This window comes from Bacteroidia bacterium, assembly GCA_040880525.1.
GTDB lineage: Bacteria > Bacteroidota > Bacteroidia > CAILMK01 > JBBDIG01 > JBBDIG01.
Genome location: JBBDIG010000015.1, coordinates 1 through 16,963, shown reverse-complemented (window position 1 = coordinate 16,963; position 16,963 = coordinate 1). Strand labels below are relative to the sequence as shown.

Annotated in this window: 19 protein-coding genes; 13 read left to right on the top strand and 6 right to left on the bottom strand. The window is 44.4% G+C overall.

Going from position 1 to position 16,963, the window contains the following annotated elements:
- The first annotated feature begins 43 nt into the window (after positions 1–43).
- The 9 genes from WD077_03125 to WD077_03085 all read left to right on the top strand — a co-directional run bounded on the left by WD077_03125 (position 44) and on the right by WD077_03085 (position 4,525).
- A complete protein-coding gene (locus WD077_03125) occupies positions 44–1,153 on the top strand; it encodes a PQQ-dependent sugar dehydrogenase (protein MEX0966203.1) in 1,110 nt (369 codons plus the stop codon).
- Positions 1,150–1,407, top strand: a complete 258-nt coding sequence (locus WD077_03120) for a T9SS type A sorting domain-containing protein (GenBank protein ID MEX0966202.1) — start codon at positions 1,150–1,152, stop codon at positions 1,405–1,407. Before WD077_03125 ends, WD077_03120 begins: the two co-directional genes overlap by 4 nt.
- Before the next feature lie 111 nt (positions 1,408–1,518).
- Positions 1,519–1,845, top strand: coding sequence for a YtxH domain-containing protein (locus WD077_03115; protein MEX0966201.1), 327 nt, complete (start codon positions 1,519–1,521; stop codon positions 1,843–1,845).
- Between the two features lie 115 nt (positions 1,846–1,960).
- Positions 1,961–2,332 (top strand): phage holin family protein, encoded by a 372-nt coding sequence (locus WD077_03110; protein MEX0966200.1) that lies wholly within the window; start codon positions 1,961–1,963, stop codon positions 2,330–2,332.
- Positions 2,304–2,735: a hypothetical protein gene (locus WD077_03105; GenBank protein MEX0966199.1), complete on the top strand. Its 432-nt coding sequence runs from the start codon at positions 2,304–2,306 to the stop codon at positions 2,733–2,735. The genes WD077_03110 and WD077_03105 overlap by 29 nt, the downstream gene beginning before the upstream one ends.
- A gap of 145 nt (positions 2,736–2,880) precedes the next feature.
- Positions 2,881–3,507, top strand: coding sequence for a hypothetical protein (locus WD077_03100; GenBank protein MEX0966198.1), 627 nt, complete (start codon positions 2,881–2,883; stop codon positions 3,505–3,507).
- 51 nt (positions 3,508–3,558) lie between these two features.
- On the top strand, positions 3,559–3,711 hold the full coding sequence (locus WD077_03095; GenBank protein MEX0966197.1) for a lmo0937 family membrane protein: 153 nt from the start codon (positions 3,559–3,561) through the stop codon (positions 3,709–3,711).
- Between the two features lie 85 nt (positions 3,712–3,796).
- Complete coding sequence (locus WD077_03090; GenBank protein MEX0966196.1) at positions 3,797–4,012, top strand: hypothetical protein; 216 nt, start codon at positions 3,797–3,799, stop codon at positions 4,010–4,012.
- A gap of 288 nt (positions 4,013–4,300) precedes the next feature.
- Positions 4,301–4,525 (top strand): hypothetical protein, encoded by a 225-nt coding sequence (locus tag WD077_03085; protein MEX0966195.1) that lies wholly within the window; start codon positions 4,301–4,303, stop codon positions 4,523–4,525.
- 31 nt (positions 4,526–4,556) lie between these two features.
- Here WD077_03085 and WD077_03080 read toward each other — a convergent pair whose 3' ends face one another.
- The 3 genes from WD077_03080 to WD077_03070 form a co-directional block, all read right to left on the bottom strand.
- Positions 4,557–4,742: a DUF5522 domain-containing protein gene (locus tag WD077_03080; protein ID MEX0966194.1), complete on the bottom strand. Its 186-nt coding sequence runs from the start codon at positions 4,740–4,742 to the stop codon at positions 4,557–4,559.
- Between the two features lie 74 nt (positions 4,743–4,816).
- Positions 4,817–7,144, bottom strand: a complete 2,328-nt coding sequence (locus WD077_03075) for an MMPL family transporter (protein ID MEX0966193.1) — start codon at positions 7,142–7,144, stop codon at positions 4,817–4,819.
- 62 nt (positions 7,145–7,206) lie between these two features.
- The gene (locus WD077_03070) at positions 7,207–7,737 is read right to left on the bottom strand and encodes a GNAT family N-acetyltransferase (GenBank protein MEX0966192.1); all 531 of its coding nucleotides are present in this window, start codon (positions 7,735–7,737) and stop codon (positions 7,207–7,209) included.
- A 454-nt stretch (positions 7,738–8,191) separates the two neighbouring features.
- Between WD077_03070 and WD077_03065 the strand changes: the two genes are divergently transcribed.
- Entirely contained in the window at positions 8,192–8,671 is a 480-nt protein-coding gene (locus WD077_03065; protein ID MEX0966191.1) for a hypothetical protein, read from the top strand.
- A gap of 184 nt (positions 8,672–8,855) precedes the next feature.
- Here WD077_03065 and WD077_03060 read toward each other — a convergent pair whose 3' ends face one another.
- Together WD077_03060 and WD077_03055 are read right to left on the bottom strand one after the other, a co-directional pair.
- Positions 8,856–11,690 (bottom strand): T9SS type A sorting domain-containing protein, encoded by a 2,835-nt coding sequence (locus WD077_03060; protein MEX0966190.1) that lies wholly within the window; start codon positions 11,688–11,690, stop codon positions 8,856–8,858.
- Positions 11,691–11,844: 154 nt separating this feature from the next.
- Positions 11,845–12,042 (bottom strand): DUF3109 family protein, encoded by a 198-nt coding sequence (locus WD077_03055; GenBank protein MEX0966189.1) that lies wholly within the window; start codon positions 12,040–12,042, stop codon positions 11,845–11,847.
- A gap of 248 nt (positions 12,043–12,290) precedes the next feature.
- Here WD077_03055 and WD077_03050 point away from each other — a divergent pair, with 248 nt between their 5' ends.
- Positions 12,291–13,385 carry a Fic/DOC family N-terminal domain-containing protein gene (locus WD077_03050; GenBank protein MEX0966188.1) on the top strand — a complete coding sequence of 365 codons (1,095 nt, stop codon included), beginning with the start codon at positions 12,291–12,293 and terminating at the stop codon, positions 13,383–13,385.
- 341 nt (positions 13,386–13,726) lie between these two features.
- Here WD077_03050 and WD077_03045 read toward each other — a convergent pair whose 3' ends face one another.
- Positions 13,727–15,001: a replication-associated recombination protein A gene (locus tag WD077_03045; protein ID MEX0966187.1), complete on the bottom strand. Its 1,275-nt coding sequence runs from the start codon at positions 14,999–15,001 to the stop codon at positions 13,727–13,729.
- A gap of 44 nt (positions 15,002–15,045) precedes the next feature.
- Between WD077_03045 and WD077_03040 the strand changes: the two genes are divergently transcribed.
- Positions 15,046–16,056 (top strand): quinone-dependent dihydroorotate dehydrogenase, encoded by a 1,011-nt coding sequence (locus WD077_03040; protein MEX0966186.1) that lies wholly within the window; start codon positions 15,046–15,048, stop codon positions 16,054–16,056.
- A gap of 430 nt (positions 16,057–16,486) precedes the next feature.
- Positions 16,487–16,768, top strand: a complete 282-nt coding sequence (locus WD077_03035; GenBank protein ID MEX0966185.1) for a transposase — start codon at positions 16,487–16,489, stop codon at positions 16,766–16,768.
- The last annotated feature ends 195 nt before the right edge of the window (positions 16,769–16,963 follow it).

The window sequence follows — 16,963 nt, the reverse complement described above, 5'->3', positions numbered from 1 at the left end:
TTTTTAAATCAAGAATTTCAGATAATTCATAAGCTTCTAAACAATGATTGCCCTCCGGCCTGCATCTCTGTTTCTGCTTTTCACATTTTGCAGCGTGGCGGCTGCAGCCCAGCCTACGCTTACTACCCGTGAAGTGGCTACCGGTCTGGATACTCCCTGGGAGATCCTCTGGGGTCCGGATGACCATATCTGGATGACCGAACGATATGGACGCATAAGCCGGGTAAATCCTGCAAACGGACAGGTTATGCCCTTGCTGACCATTGACGATGTGCATGAGGTAAGCGAAGCGGGATTGATGGGCATGGCTCTTTACCCGGCATTTGAGGATACTTCCTGGGTATTTGTGGCTTACAACTATTTTGACCAGGGAATAAAAGTGAGAATAGCCCGCTACGATTACGCTGACGACCAGCTTACCAATCCTTTGATCCTGCTGGACGGGATTGCAGGCAGCGCCATCCATAATGGCTGCCGGCTGATATTTCTTCCTGATAATACGCTGCTTATTACAACAGGCGATGCCGGCAATACACAGACACCCCAGGACCATAGCAGCCTCAACGGTAAAGTATTACGAATGACGGCTGAAGGCGAGATACCCGCAAATAATCCGTTTCCCGGCAATAATTTATGGAGCAAAGGCCATAGAAATGCACAAGGACTTGTGCTGGCCAAAGGGCTGGTTTACAGTTCAGAGCATGGCCCAAATTCCGATGACGAACTGAACATCATTTATAGCGGAAGAAACTACGGATGGCCAGATGTTAATGGATTTTGCAATGAGCCTGCGGAAATTATTTTTTGCAATGACTCGGATGTAGTGGAGCCGGTAAGTGCCTGGACCCCAACTCTGGCAGTTGCAGGAATTGACTACTACGGAGGATGGGGAATTCCGGAATGGCACAACAGCATTTTGATGACAACACTCAAAGCTTCGAGGTTGGTGCAGCTTAAGCTGAATGCAACGGCCACCGATGTGGAAGAGGAAAACAGCTTTTTCGCAGGAAACGACAGCTATGGCCGCCTGCGCGATTTGTGCGTTTCGCCTGATGGACGCGTTTTCATAGCCACCAGCAACAAGGATGGCCGTGGCTCGCCAGGCCCGGATGATGACATGATCATTGAAATTTCCGGCACAGCACCGGGATGAATGAACCTGCCAAACCATCTTTTTCCGTTTCCCCAAACCCTGCCAGGGGCAAAACCATTGTTCAACTGGACGAACCTTTTACCGGACACATCAGCCTGATAGATGCTTACGGAAAGCAACAGTTGAGGCTGGTAGTGAAGGATGTGCGTGAGCAGGAAATCCGGTGGCCCGCAAACCTGCCGCCTGGAATCTACCTTATCAGGCTGCAATCAGGCGTTTCGCGGCTCGAACAAAAAATAGTGATCGCACCATGACTTTCACGTAAACAAAAGCAAGGGTTGGAGGTTAATTAGTTGAATTTGAAATAAGGAAGTAACCTGTGATGAGCAGCCTTCCGTATCTCCATCCAAATGATTTTGAACTTTATGAAAAAAGCAACTGAGGATTTAACCAACACATTTTTCAACAATTTTAAAAAATCCAATACTATGGGCTCAACTGAAAAAGTATTAATCGCATTTATAGCAGGCGCGGCTGTGGGAGCTGTTGCAGGTTTACTCCTCGCTCCTGAAAAAGGCGAAGATTTCCGGCACGGACTAATGGACAGTGCAAAGAAGCTATCTGACGAACTGAAGCAGCAGGCTTCGCAGGCAATGGATTCAATTGAAACAGCCAGCCAAACTGCTACGAATGAAATCAAATCAAACCTGGCCGGTGCAAAAGAAAATTTTGATAAGGCTAAGGCCCGCTAATTTATTTCTTTGTAAAAATGAGGAAAAGGATATGTCAGAATATGGCATATCTTTTTTCTTTTATGAACCTGTTTTAATTTTGTATTAATAACCCTGGACGGGCTTATATGTGCTTATGGACCTGAAGGAACCGGTACACCATCTTGCTGAATACATAGAAACCCGGCTGGAGCTATTCAGGCTGCAATTGCTGGATAAGCTTTCGTCCACATTTTCAACATTGGCCAGTCTGGCCATTGTTGCATGTTTCTTCCTGTTTTTTGTCATTTTCAGCAGCGTGGCGTTAGCCCTGCTTCTGGGCAAATGGCTGGGCGATTACTACATTGGGTTTGCCATTATTTCCGGGTTTTATCTTTTACTTACGATCATATTTTTTATTTTTAAAAGGCAATTAATTTATAATCCTATTCTCAATAAAATGGTAACAGTCTTTTTTCCTGAAAATAAGGATGCAGAAAATGGAAAGAAAGCGGATAAGGACTTATAAGGAACTTCAGGAAGAAAAGAAGCGGCTGGAGCTGAAGCTCGACCTGCAGCGGCAAATCGTGAAGCGGGATTTTAATACGGTGAGAACTGCACTGAAACCGGTCAACGTCATGTACCAATTGGCAAATAATATCCTTCCTAATCCGGGCATGAAAAACCAGTTGCGCACCAGCGCTGTACATATAGGAACAATGATCCTGCTTGGCAGATTAACGAAGAATAGCAGCCGGAAGAGCTTTTTAAGAAAACTTGGCGAAAAGGCGCTCGTGGTGCTGGCACCTGCCGTTATTAAAATGACAATAAAAACTGTTAAGGATATTAAAAACAGGAAAAATTTGCCTTCAGGAAAATCATTAAAGTACCGGACTTCCGGAAATGAAATTGTCATTACTGAGCGCAAATAACAGAATTCACAGGCAAGCCCCAGAACGCCTGAAATCTAAAATCGCCTGTTCATAAACTATTTAAAAGCAGGAGCGTTTTACACAAATATTTGTGACGGCATACCTGTCAAAAGGTTTGTTTAGAAAAATCACCGCTTAAAAGTTTATGCTGGCTAACAATAATAATAAAAGGATTACTTCCGGACTCATTGCCATGATGTGTGTGCTGGTAGTTCCTGCAGGTTGCAACAGCACACCGCAGGAGGATGATGTTGTAGTATATGTTGATGCCTATGCCTCATTTATGGATAGCGTTGAAACAGCGGAAAAGGAATTTACTTTGGAAGAAATGGAAGCCATTCGAAATGAGTATGAGATCATGCGGGCAGGTGTGGAAAATAAACGTCATTTGATGAGTGATGAGCAGATAGCTGAAGTAGAGAGAAATAATACCCGCTATTTTAATTTCAGGCGGCAATACGAAACCAGATTTGGAGATGAGACTGGCCCTGACAAACTAGAGCGTATGCTGGAAGGGCCTGAAGATGAACCCCAAGCCATAACCTCCGGGAATTTGGTGGAAACTTACCACCAGTTTGTGCGGGAAGTAAAAATGAACAAGGAGCAGTATTCGTCAGATGATTGGACACAGATAGATACACTATGGAACCGCCTGAACAGGCGCAAGACCGCGCTGAAAGACAGCATAAACATTGAAGCTGCCAACGAAATAAATAAACTGAAAGTGGAATATGGCCAATACAAAGTGCATGACCAAAGCCTTCAGAAATAATATCTTTTAAAAAACTTAAACTAATCTTTCCACAAACTAAATTTTAAACCTATGGGCGCTTTACTTTATTGGATTGCCATCATCCTTGTCATTCTCTGGTTGCTGGGCTTTTTATTGCCGGCTGACCCCGTTGGTGGCAACCTCATCCACATCCTGTTGGTACTGGCCATTATAGCCGTACTCATAAGGGTTATTAGAGGTTAGGCATTGTTTGAACTAAAAGAACCCTTCGCTCTCTGTATAGCGGAGGGTCTTTTCTCTTTTAATCGTGTATTAAAAAAATCCTGTTTTGAATAAAAAAACAATTGGAGTGATATTGATCATCTTCGGCCTTGCCGGGTTGATTTATGGCGGAATAGATTACGCAACCAAGGACAAAGTTCTGGACCTGGGACCGCTTGAAGTCAGAGCGGAGGATGATGATCAAATTGGCTGGCCTGTAATAGCCGGAGGCATTTTGCTGATAGGCGGGGTCATTATCGTGGCCTCCTCCGGTAAAAAATAAATCAAGTAAACCTCATCCTGCTCTGTCCATTGGTCATCCCCCTGCCGTGGCTGGGCTGCTAAAATGTGTACTTGCAATAATGAGGTCACCGCGACTGCGCCCTGACCCCTGATATTTCCCTTTCATAATTGTTTTTTCGGTAGCTGTTGCACTCAGTCCCGCGTGCATTTATATAAATGCATTTCCCTGTGAAAAATGAAGGAAATCGCAAATGCGTGCCGGCAGAATACATTTTTGCCCGGTTCCATGTAATTTCGTGAACTCATCTTTTCACTAATATTTATGTTTATGAATCACTTAAAAATACTAACCGGAGCCATTGGGATGGCGATTGTTATGACTTTCACATCATGCAGAGATTGCGCATCGTGCAAGGTGCAGGATGAAGATGGACAGGTTACCAAGCTCTACAGCGAGCGTTGCGGAACCAGTGAAGATCTTAAAGCAATGGAAGATGATTGTGTGGAACTGGCCAGCCAAGATGACGGTTCGCAGTGTGCATGCGAGAACTAGCAGGGAACCGAGGGCAGAATCCCGAATTGGGTTACTTATTTTCGCGCTTATTCTGCCTTTTAAGCAGGTTTGACCGGGTAGGCTCCGGCACTTTTTCCCAGTTGTATGGGCAGTGAAGGCAGCCCTTTCCACAGCAATACCCGCGTTTCAGATGATAATGCCGCGTAAAGACCAGCAGGCCGTCCTCATTGAAATAATAATCAGATTCCTCTTCCATTCCGGCCAAAATTTATCCCTCCAAAAGGGAGGCTGCTTAAAGGATTATCCGGCAAAATCATTTCCGCCCTATAGCTATTCAGGGTCTGGCAATGCTATTTTTTTCTTGCTGAATTTGGTATCAAACGTCAGGAGCAATGAAGGCAGGATCACCAGGTTGGTAAGCATTGCAATGAGCAAAGTAATGGAGGTAAGCACACCCAGCATGGCCGTGCCGCCAAAGGACGATGCATCAAAAATGGAGAAACCACAGAACAGAATGAGTGATGTGTATATCATGCTGAAGCCTGTTTCTCCGAGCGCCACTGAAACAGTTTTAGGCACATCCCAGTTGTGATTATTCAGTTCCTGCCGGTATTTAGCCAGGAAGTGCAATGCATCATCCACCGATATTCCGAAGGCAATACTGAACACCAAAACTGTGGATGGCTTCAGCGCGATGTCAAAGAAACCCATTAATCCGGCTGTCACCAGCAGCGGTATAAAGTTGGGGATGATGGAGATCAGGATCATTCGCCATTGCATAAAGAGCAGCCCCAGGATGCAGGAAACTATCAAAAAAGCCAGGATAAGGCTGGACACAAGGCTCTCGATCAGGTATTTATTGTTCTTCATAAACACCACACTCACTCCCGTTATGTCCGTATGAAAATCCGTATCTCCAAATATTTCGGTAATGTTCCTTTCCAGGCGTTCTTTTATTTCTGCCAGCTTCAGCGACCCTACATCCTCCATTTTAGCTGAAATGCGCGCTACCTGCCGGTTGGTATCAATCATGGTTTGCATGAGCGGATTATCACCTTTTATCCCGGTAAGGTAAGGCAGCAGAAAGTTCCTTTCCCTCGCTGTTGGCAGGCTGTATTGGCTTTCCCGGCCATCATAAAATGCTTGCTTCGTAAATTTTATCACCTCCACCACTGACATGGGCCGGGCAAATTCAGGGTACGACTCAATGGAATCCTGCAACTGATCCAGCTTTTGCAGGTTCTCCGGCCTCAGCAATCCGTTCTTTTGTTTTGTATCCACAATTATTTCAAAGGGCATCACGCCTTCAAAATGCTTCTCGAAAAACATGAGGTCGCTATAAAGCTTGTCCTTGTGCGGAATATCGTCCAGCATATAGCCAATCACCTTCAGGCGCGCTACACCTACGATACCGAGGATAATCACTAACCCTGTAACCAGATACACCCATTTGCGGTGGTTATGGACCCAATTATCAATAGTGTCCAGCGCGTATTTCATATACCGGCTGTTAAGATAATTGGTATGTCGGCTGGAGGGCTCCGGAAGCAGGCTGAATATTACCGGAATGGTGATTACCGATATGAAGAATGTCGCCATAATATTTATGGCGGCTACAAGTCCGAACTCCTTGAGGATAGGACTTTCCGTCAGGAAAAGCACACCGAACCCAATGGCTGTGGTGCAGTTTGTCAAAAAAGTGATGACCCCAATTTTCTCCACCATTCGGTTTATGGCCAGGACTTTATTTCCGTGCTTTTTAAACTCGTGGTGATATTTATTAAGAAAATAAATAAAATTAGGCACCCCGATGATGACGATCAGTGGAGGGAGGAGACCGGAGAGAATATTAAGCTTATACCCAAACAGGCTTATGGTTCCGAGGGTCCAAACCATGATGATGATAATGACCACCAGCGGGAAAACCATTGCCGAAAAGGAACGAAAGAAAAACAAAAGTATGAGGGCTGTGATGACAATGGAAATGGTGGAAAACAGCTTCATTTCATTGGCTACTTTCTCCGTGATCTTGGTGCGGATCAGGGGCATTCCGCTGTAATGTATTTCCAGATTGTATAGCTCGCCAAAGCTGTCCATTTCATCTTCAATATGAGCGATGAGGTCACCCCGCGATTTTGATGCAAGCGTATCCTTATCAAACCGCACCAGCATCATTACGGTATGGGTTTCAGGATTATAGAGCAGATCCCTGTAAAAAGGCAGGCTAAGAATCTCTTCTTTGAGGCTATCCAGTCCAGTCTGGGTTTGGGGCCTTTTGTCAATTACCGGATCCAGATAGAGGCTTCTTCTTGCCCTGTCCTTTTTCAGGTTCTGGAGATTCGTGAGCGTCAGTACTTCAGTGATGCCGGGATGGGCTTCTACTTTTTTGGTAACGTCATAATAGTCCTGAAAGAAGCGCAGGTTCCAAAGCTGTGCGGCCTGAAATCCCACGAACATAGAACTTCCGTCCTCGCCAAATTGATCTTTGAACTTTTGATACGTTTTAAAATCCGGATCATCCGAGGGCGTCACCTGGATGAAATCGTAGGACATTTTAACCTGCAGGGCATAGTAGCCCATCACGAGGGTAACTATGGCAATAAGGCCAAGCAGAAGAAACCGATATCTTAAAATAAAATGAGAGACCTTAGTCCACATCCGCCAAAGTTTCCTGCAAAATTACTAAAATTAAGACGTGCGTTTTAGTAAAGAATTTTAGCTTATTTCCCAGGCCTGGTTTCCCAGTCCTCAAAATTGCTTTTTTCATAATTTCCTCCCATGCCCTTTTTGTAAGAATTCCGGAAGATTCGCGGAGCGGGAAGTACTTTCTTCATTTTCCTGTGCGGAATTTCCAATTCTTTAAAAGGCTCGTCATATACTTTGTATCCGAGTTTTTTATAGAAAGGAATGGCTTCCTCTCTGGCATGGAGAACCATTTCCCGGCAATATTTCTCAATGGCAAATCCTTCGGAAAAAGCCACCAGCAAACGACCGATCCCGTTCTTCTGGTGGTCGGGCGAAACGGCTACCTGTCGCATTCTTAAACAGCCTTCAGCGTGAGGCGTCAGCACCAGGCAGGCCAGTGGGCCCTGCTCCGCCATCACGCACAAATGATAATCCCCGGCTTCTGAATCAAGCTGCTCCCGGCTGAATTCTAGGCCCAAAGGCTTTCTCAGTACCTCTTCCCGGAGCTTCACCGTTTGCGGGTATGCTTCAGAGCCAAAGGATATTTCCCTGAAAATCAAGTTCACTTTTCTTTTTTTCGGAATTTAATACGTATGTAAGGTATTCGCCATTTCTCACCCGATAAGTACTGAGAGGCAATATTATCTTTGCGTTACATCAAAGGAAAGAACTAAATTAGAAACAAGCAGTACGAGCCGGGATCAAAATGTCCTGATATTTTGATCCGGAAGGGACAATCCCGCTGGTTGTAAGAATTATATATTTTTTATAGTTGTTTTTGGTTAAGTGGTTATTAAAGCTTTTTGGTTGAGAGGCCCCGGAGAAGATTCTCCGGGGTTTTTTTGTGTTTACGCATCTTCGCCTTACCTAAAATCACTTCCAATCCTATGGCCACTTCTGCATCCTTCACTCGTTTCATAGTGCGGGACGGTTCCATCATTAAGCTGAAACCTGATACCGGGCGGCTATGTAGCTTCGGGCTTCTGCCCGAAGAATTGTAATATTCGCGAAAAAAATCCCATGAAGTTAAAATCATTACTGGTAATGGGCGGGCTATATTTCCTGTGTCTTTTGGGTTATGTATCCGGATTTCTTTATATCTCCACAATAGACAGCTCCATTATGGAAATTTGGTGGACAATGCCATTTGCTATTTTCCTGTTTTTCTTTTGGCTGAAAACCTACCCGCCTTTGATGAAATATTCCCAAAACAGACAATCCTCTGCGTTTCCGGGAATCCTGGATTATATAGAAACAGAAACCGGAAAAGAGGCTGAGATTTCAATTTCCCAATCTTTTGGCTATTTGGCCATAACCGCATTGCTGATTGGATTACTATTATTTATATTTACACTGCTGACCATAATAGATATGCTAACCAGGCCGAATAACATCGATTGGATAATAACTCTGGGAATGATGGTGATAGGACTATTGCTTTTCAATTTTTTCCTGTACCCTTTACTGGTTCTTATGTTTTTTAAAGTTAACAATAACTAATTGCAGGTTTTCTTTCATGGGATTCTACAGGGTTATTTCGCTTTTATATTTGGCAAAAATGTTTTCAAGGTAATATCGGGATTTTAAAATACAAATATTGAAAGGCAAACCCAATCTTCATTTTAGAAGATATACTGTTCCTTTCAGAAATTGCCACTCACCATTAGGTTCATACCCAAAACCTTTAATTGCTCAGCACCACTTTTACTGAACCCGATTGCTCTCCGGCCACCAGCCTTACCAGGTATAAGCCCTGGGCATATTCATGTGTGAAGTTATATCGGAAATGGTGGATGCCGGCCACCTTGTTGCCAAGCTCAAAAGACGTTAACAACCGCCCTTGTAAGTCGTAGAAATACAAACTGGCATCCGATGGCTCATGAATCTGGTAGCTGAAGGTCACATCACCAGAAGTTGGGTTGGGATATGCCTCAAAGAAAAATAGCGGTGACGGCAGCTCAACAGCGTTGATGCCCGGATCCTGATATTTCCTAAGAACGGTTTTGCCAAAATATCCCCACGTCTCATAGAAAAAGCCTTTGTCAAAAGCCATGAATTGTTGCAGCCCATTGTTATCAGTAGCTTTTCTCCATAATATTTGGCCATATTCATCTATCTTCAGCAATGAATCATTCAAGCCATCTTCATAAAGATAAAGAAACACATCATTATCATGGTTTACATACCAAATCTGTGCAATGGCACTGGATGGATGGGACCACTTCAGGTTGCCATCACCATCAAATTTATAAAATACAGCGCGATGTTCGGATAGTAATGGATTGGTAACATTACCACTAATCAGGTAGTTTCCTGCCTTGTCTATACTAAATCTTGTCCCTGGAGCTGCAAACCTCATTGAGCCTGACAACACATCTAAACTTAGCTTTTTTATCAAAGTACCATCAGCCGTATACTTATGAATTTCAGGATCAGAAGTATTTGGCGAACGGAAATCACGTATTATACTAAAACTTCCATCCCTGTCAAAGGCAACTTTTTTTATCCATGATAAGTGGCTGGGATAATAGCCCAAAAGCTTTTTTTCAATATGCCCATTACTGTGTATCTGCCATAGTTCCTCCCTAATCTGATCAGATGTTTCTTCGGGAAAATTCAAAACTACTTGAAATGCGTTATTTCTTTTATCATGGCTTATATCCATCACGCTTGCGTACAATGGAATTTTTTCCTCGGCAATAATTCTTGTATCGTTTGCGAAAAGTGCTATGCTCACATCAGGACCACCAAGACTGTCATAAACTTTAATTGCTATACCCAATGATGATCCATTACTTCCTTTATAGAATTGATGAAAGGCCGTAGGAGAAGAGAAGGCCTGAAGCGTCTTGTCTTCCTTCAATGAGCCATCAGGGGCAAATATTATTCGATGAAACACATTAAACTCGTCCCGGTGAAAAATATGAATGTTATCGCCCTCCACCACATAAAAACCACAAATGTATTGGAAGTAGTAACCTGAAATCTCCGGCCCGGTTTTCTTCCATTTTAAATTTCCATCGGCTCCTACTTTGTATAAGGCAAATTCCGAATAATTCCGAGTTAGGGAATTCGTACATAGTACGATCACATTCCCCTTAGCGTCAATCTCCTGCTTGTGTAATTGAGTGATGGAACCGGCACTTTCCCCATATTTATATTCAGCAACTACTCCATTGTCTTTATTAAAGCGAACAATCCGGAAGTTCTCCAAAGGTACCTGGGCACTTGCTGACCATCTATGCAAAGGATTTATGCAAAAAACCAAATGGTCCCCAACAATCTTAGCGTCCCATACATCCAGTTCCCATATACTTCCTTCAAAATAGTTGACCCAACGTAGGCTGCCATTTGTATCATAGTTATAGACCGTAAGCCCACTGTCCGTAGTGTATATCAGAAATATCCCTGCGTCCTCATCTGCCAGAATGCCACGCGGCTTTTCTGGAAGTGGCAATGGAAATTCATCCTCAATCTTTAGGCTGTCAGCCCATTTTACTAAATAATAGCGTTGTTGGATTAGATTATATAAAACTGAATAATGATAATGATCGAGACGCACAAACTTGCTTGAAAAGTCATCATAATTTGTAAGACTTAAGTTTATGGCGGCAGCCGTATTACCAGACCTTCCTATCTCCATTCCTGCCACATCACCGGTTGCACCATCTGTGTAGCGAATTGAGACAGATGAATCGGTGCTACCAATTATCTCGGGTTGCATCGGTGGCAACGGTGTGGCGTATTCTTTTGTCATGAATATTACACCGTTAAGATCAAAAAATAACAAATGATCTCTTTGTCTATTCGGCCATGGATTTATTGAACGCATTATTGTACTGAAAAAGCCGTCATGGAAGGTTACTTCATCAAAATATATTCGAGGATACAATGGGTCAGGGGTGAGTGCTATATTGCTTTTGTTTATTACATTTCCTGAATCATTTATTTTGACCAAATTCAATTCTTCAACCGTATCTCTCGGATTCATTTCATAAATTACATAATGATGGTCGCCCTCCCTAAAATGTTGGGGCATGTTCCACTCACGCAACCCTAAGGGTCTGTATGTTCGCATTTTTTCGATGGGCGTCTTCCAAATCAATTCTCCTGAATTATTAAATTTCAACAAAGTGACATGGTTGCCGTTATTCAAAAACAACATTCCCAACACATAGATATTTCCCTGCGCTCCTATCTGTATTTTTAGCCCGCTATTCCAGTGGATTCCTTCACCCGGTATCCGCTTTTTCCAAATCACACTTCCGTCCCCTCCGGTTTTGACGAGGGCCATATCGTATCCTCCGTTCGGACTGGTGAAATAGCCGGTATAATAGTAATTTCGTGCAGAATCACCAGCCACATCCATAACCTCACTCGGTCCCTCGTAGGTGCCCTCAGAAAATTCACGCTCCCATATTTTCACAGGGAGGCGCTCATGATTTTTATCCTGGGAAAAAGTTTGAAAGGCAATACCAATAAATAAAATGAGTAAGGGCAGGGATTTGAAGGCAATCATATCAAGGCAAATTTTGATTTTAAGAGGGGCAAGTTACCACTTGCTCCGGGAAAAGCCAGATGTTTAAAAAAACCCGGGGCGATGCAAACCGGTAATTTGCTGTCCAACGAAAGACAGAACGATATTATCCTGAAATAGTATATTCGGAAAAAATTTAATGCGCTTTAAGACGCTGCTGGTGCTGGGCGGGCTTCTTCTTGTAATCCGATTTTATCTGCTGTATCTCATCCTTTTCCAGTGGAGCGCCAAAATCCCCTTCCACGCAGCATATACCCTTGCACTTGCTGATGTTGCAGACAAACTCCTCGTTGATTACATCATCCGAAATCAATGTTTCCCGATGGATAAGCATAATTGGCTTTTTTGGTTACGGCCTGTGCAAAGATGCGGCTATTGAACCGTAAGAGAAACGAGAAGGTTATTGAGCCTGCAAATCCGTGATTGGTGAACGAAGGAAGAAAATGACCTATAGCCATTTCTGAAAATTCTATATTTGACAAAAATTGTCCTGCTTCAACGAGCACCGACCTTTTTTAAAATTGGCATTGGTTTTATGAAAAATTTCATAGCGGGGCACACATACTTTATATAATAAAAAGCATGACCTTTAATCCTGATAAACCCTATAACAGTTTACCATTTTTGCCTCCCCGGCAATCACTGATTGAAACCTTATCAATCCTTCGTCAGGAGAGTAAATCGGCCGTAGCATTAGCAGAGCTAAAGGGTTTGGCCAGGACACTTCCAAATCCAAAAATACTCCTTAACGCTGTTATTCTGAAGGAAGCCCGCGCAAGCTCCGAAATCGAAAACGTGATAACCACCCAGGATAAACTATACCAAGCGTTGACAGCCACGGCAGCTAATCCAGATCCGGCCACTAAAGAAGTCCTGCGTTATCGGGAGGCATTGCTGTCCGGGTTTCGTCTCGTCAGGGAAAATGGATTTTTGAGCACCAATGGCATTGTATCCATTCAACAGGAATTGGAGGAGAATGATGCAGGCATTAGAAAATTGCCAGGAACAGCACTCATAAATGATCTGACGAATAAAACCATTTATACGCCCCCAGATAATCAGGAGACCATTAATAAGTTAATGAAGAACCTTGAAGACTATCTGAATATTGATGATGATGATGAGGTTTCACCACTGATCAAATTGGCTGTGCAGCATTATCAGTTTGAAAGCATTCATCCCTTCTATGATGGCAATGGTCGAACCGGCAGAATCATCAACATCTTGTATCTGGTGTTAAAAAATTTAATTGACGATCCGGTATTGTATTTAAGTGCCTATATTATCCACCACAAAGTGACCTATTATCGTTTGCTGCAAGAAGTGCGAACACAGGCGAAATGGGATGCTTGGGTGTTGTTTATATTGAAGGGCATCGAAATTACCGCACTGCAAACCATTGATCAAATAAAACAAATCAACAAGATATTTTCTGAGACTCAGACAATTGTTCAGAAAAGCCTTCCCCGAATTTATTCGAAAGATCTTATTGAGCAATTGTTCATTCATCCTTATTGTAAAATTGAGTTTCTGGTGAATGGAATGAGACTGAACCGAAAAACAGCTTCCAATTATCTTAGAAGTTTAGAAGAATTAAAAATCCTTGAATCAGAAGAAAAAGGAAAAGAATTGATATTTATAAACACTAAATTATATCAATTACTAAAAAAAGGATAATTAAACTCATGTCCAAAAAAACAGCTTTCGCGGACATGAACTTGTGCTCATGTCCAAACTTTACCCATGAGCCTGAAATACAAACAAACCTGTCATTCCTGAATTTCGCGAGCGTAATATCCTGTATCTCCTGCGCATAAAGCCCTTATAAAAGTTACGTGGTTGCTTTACAGCCGGAGACTCCCCTTTTTGCGGGAATGACAACGATTTCGGGAAATTTGGAATTGACACCGTAAATAGTATAAATATTAACGTATTATTAATTATAAATAAAAATGATTGTGATCAAACAAGAATCTATAATACCGTAGCCTATGTTTGAATACAATCCTTTAATTACATCAATACCCATACTTCCCCTTCCATCGCTGCTTCAGGAACTGGCGGAGCTGCTCTTCGCGCGGGTTTTTGCCGGGGTCGTAAATCTTGGTGCCGCTGAGCTTTTCGGGCAAATATTCCTGCGCTGAGAAATTGTCCTGAAAGCCGTGGCTGTACTGGTAATCCTTTCCATAGCCAATTTGCTTCATCAGCTTGGTTGGCGCATTGCGCAGGTGGAGCGGCACAGGCAAGTCGCCTTGCTGCCTCACCAGTTTCTGGGCAGCCCCAATGGCCTCGTAACTGGCATTGCTCTTTGCGGATGAAGCAAGGTAGGTAGCGCATTGCGACAGGATGATCCGCGCTTCAGGCATCCCGATTACATCAATGGCCTGGAAAGTACTGGTGGCCAGTAGCAGCGCATTGGGGTTTGCATTGCCAATATCTTCTGAGGCCAGGATTAGCATCCTGCGGGCGATGAACTTGGGGTCCTCCCCACCTTCCAGCATCCGCGCCAGCCAATACACCGCAGCATTGGGGTCGCTGCCGCGCATGCTTTTTATGAACGCAGAAATAATGTCGTAGTGCTGCTCTCCGGTTTTGTCGTAAAGTGCCATTTTCTGTTGCACGCGCTCCATCACGAGCTCATCCGTTATCACCACCTTCTTCTCCTTAAAGCTGTTCACCACCAGTTCCAGCACATTCAGCAGCCTGCGTGCATCGCCTCCCGACAGCCGGAGCATGGCCTCCCATTCCTTTACTTCGATCTGCCACTGTTGCAGGATTTCGTCATCCTTTATGGCGCGATGGGCAATGGCCACCAAATCATCTTTTTCGTGTGGTTTCAAAATATACACCTGGCAGCGGGAGAGTAGGGCAGAGATCACCTCAAACGAAGGGTTCTCTGTGGTGGCGCCAATCAATACGATGGTTCCGCGTTCTACCGCCCCCAGCAGGGCATCCTGTTGTGCTTTGTTAAAGCGGTGGATTTCGTCAATAAAGAGCAGCGCCTGCTCTCCTGCTTCGGCTTCTTCTATCACTTTGCGCAGATCCTTTACGCCCGAACTAATGGCGCTCAGTGCATAGAAAGGCAGCCCCGCATTTTCAGCGATAATGTGGGCCATGGTGGTTTTCCCCACGCCTGGTGGTCCCCAGAAAATCATGGAAGGTACAGTGCCGCTTTCCACGGCCTGGCGCAGCACCGAAGTCTTGCCAAGCAGATGTTCCTGCCCAATAAAATCATCAAGGTTTCGGGGCCGCATCCGCTCGGCCAGTGGGCGTTTATCGTGGGCTTCTGCCATAGTTTGCGTTGATGTTGGTTTGGTGGCTTGCTACCTTTGTCATTATGAATTTATATTCAATCCTGCGCCCGTTGCTTTTTTCCCTGCCTGCCGAGGCGGCCCACGACCTGAGCCTGCAATCCCTGAAGCTGGCCATGCACCTTCCGGGAATAAAGGGAGCGCTGGGTGCAAAGCACGCGAATTTACCGAAAACTGTGGCCGGAATTACATTCAGGAATCCGGTTGGGCTGGCTGCCGGGCTGGACAAAAATGCCCGCTTTTACCATGAACTATTTGCATTGGGATTTGGATTTATTGAAATAGGAACGGTAACGCCACGGCCACAAGCAGGCAATGCCAAACCACGATTGTTCCGGCTGCCCAGGCAGAAGGCGGTGATAAACCGCATGGGCTTTAACAACGATGGTGTGGCGGCTGTGGCAAAGCGCCTGGAAAATCGCACAGACGACATGGTGATTGGCGGCAACATTGGCAAGAACAAGGACACGCCCAATGAGCAAGCGGAGAAGGATTATGTAGCCTGTTTTTCTGCCTTAAACGGGCTGGTTGATTATTTTGTAATAAACCTAAGCTCGCCCAATACGCCCGGACTTCGGGAGCTGCAAAACAAGGAAGGACTACAGCGCATCCTGGGCGCTGTGCAGGACGAAAACCACAGGCAGCCGGGGCAGCGGCCGGTATTCCTGAAAATAGCGCCAGACCTCACCAATGAGCAGTTGGACGAGATTGTGGAAATAGCGCTGAAAAATAAGCTTGATGGCCTCGTGGCGACCAACACCACCATCGAGCGGGATGGCCTGGAACCAGACCGCGTGGCGGCCATTGGTGAGGGCGGAATGAGTGGTGCCCCGCTCACCAATAAATCCACGGCTGTGCTGAACAAGCTCCGCGAACGTTCCCAGGGAAAGCTTGCCCTCATTGGCTCCGGTGGTGTAATGACCGCACAGGACGCCATGAACAAATTCTCTTCGGGCGCTGATCTGGTGCAGCTTTATACCGGCTTCGTGTTTTCCGGCCCCGGGTTGATCGGGGAGATTCTGGATAGGATACGATAGAAGTGGGAATGCTTGAATCATAAGGAAGAATGGTACTATGTTTTGAATTTATACTGCCTTTCAGGGAGTATAAATATTTCTCCAGAGGCTCAAACCCATCCTTCAGGGCATCAGTAGCTTCGTACTTCAGGGCGGAGGAAAGGAGACCAACAACGAAAGCATCAGGGCTTTAGCCCTTTTAGAATAGAAGGGCTAAAGCCCTCGCGTGTACAATTCCTCTGTTATCCTGCTCACTCTCCCGCAAGCGTCCGCTTGTGGGAATGCCGGTAAAGACCAGGAATTTCGAGATCAAACCTAGCCTTAATTTGTAAGTTTTGCAGTGGTACATTGAATTGATCTCTTTACCCGAAAGGAATACTGTTATGTACTTATTGATAGCCTGAAATACTGCCAACAACATACAGGATTGATTTTGAATGCCTGGATTATCATGCCAAGCCATGTACATCTGATTATCAGCACAGAATCCAATCCAATGGAAGATATTATGCGTGACATTAAAAGCTTCACTTCCCGGAAGCTCAGGGAACAAATTGCCGATCATCCGCAGGAACGCAGGAAGGAATGGCTAATTTGGATGATGAAGCGGGCTGGAAGGAAAAATAACAATAACCGGGAATGGCAATTGTGGCAGCAGCATAACCAGCCTATAAATTATGGGACAACCACATGCAGGAAACTAAATTGGATTATCTTCATAATAATCCGGTAGAAGCAGGGATAGTTCCCCAACCGGTAGATTATCTTTGGAGCAATAGGGGCGATTATTCTGGCACTGAAGGATTCCTGGAAATTGAGCTTTAGTGATGATTTTCAAGCTTTAAAATCACAAGCGGACGCTTGCGATAGATAGGGGTGTCTTGTCCTGAAATAGGTTTACACTAAACGTAAACCCAAACATGGAAAG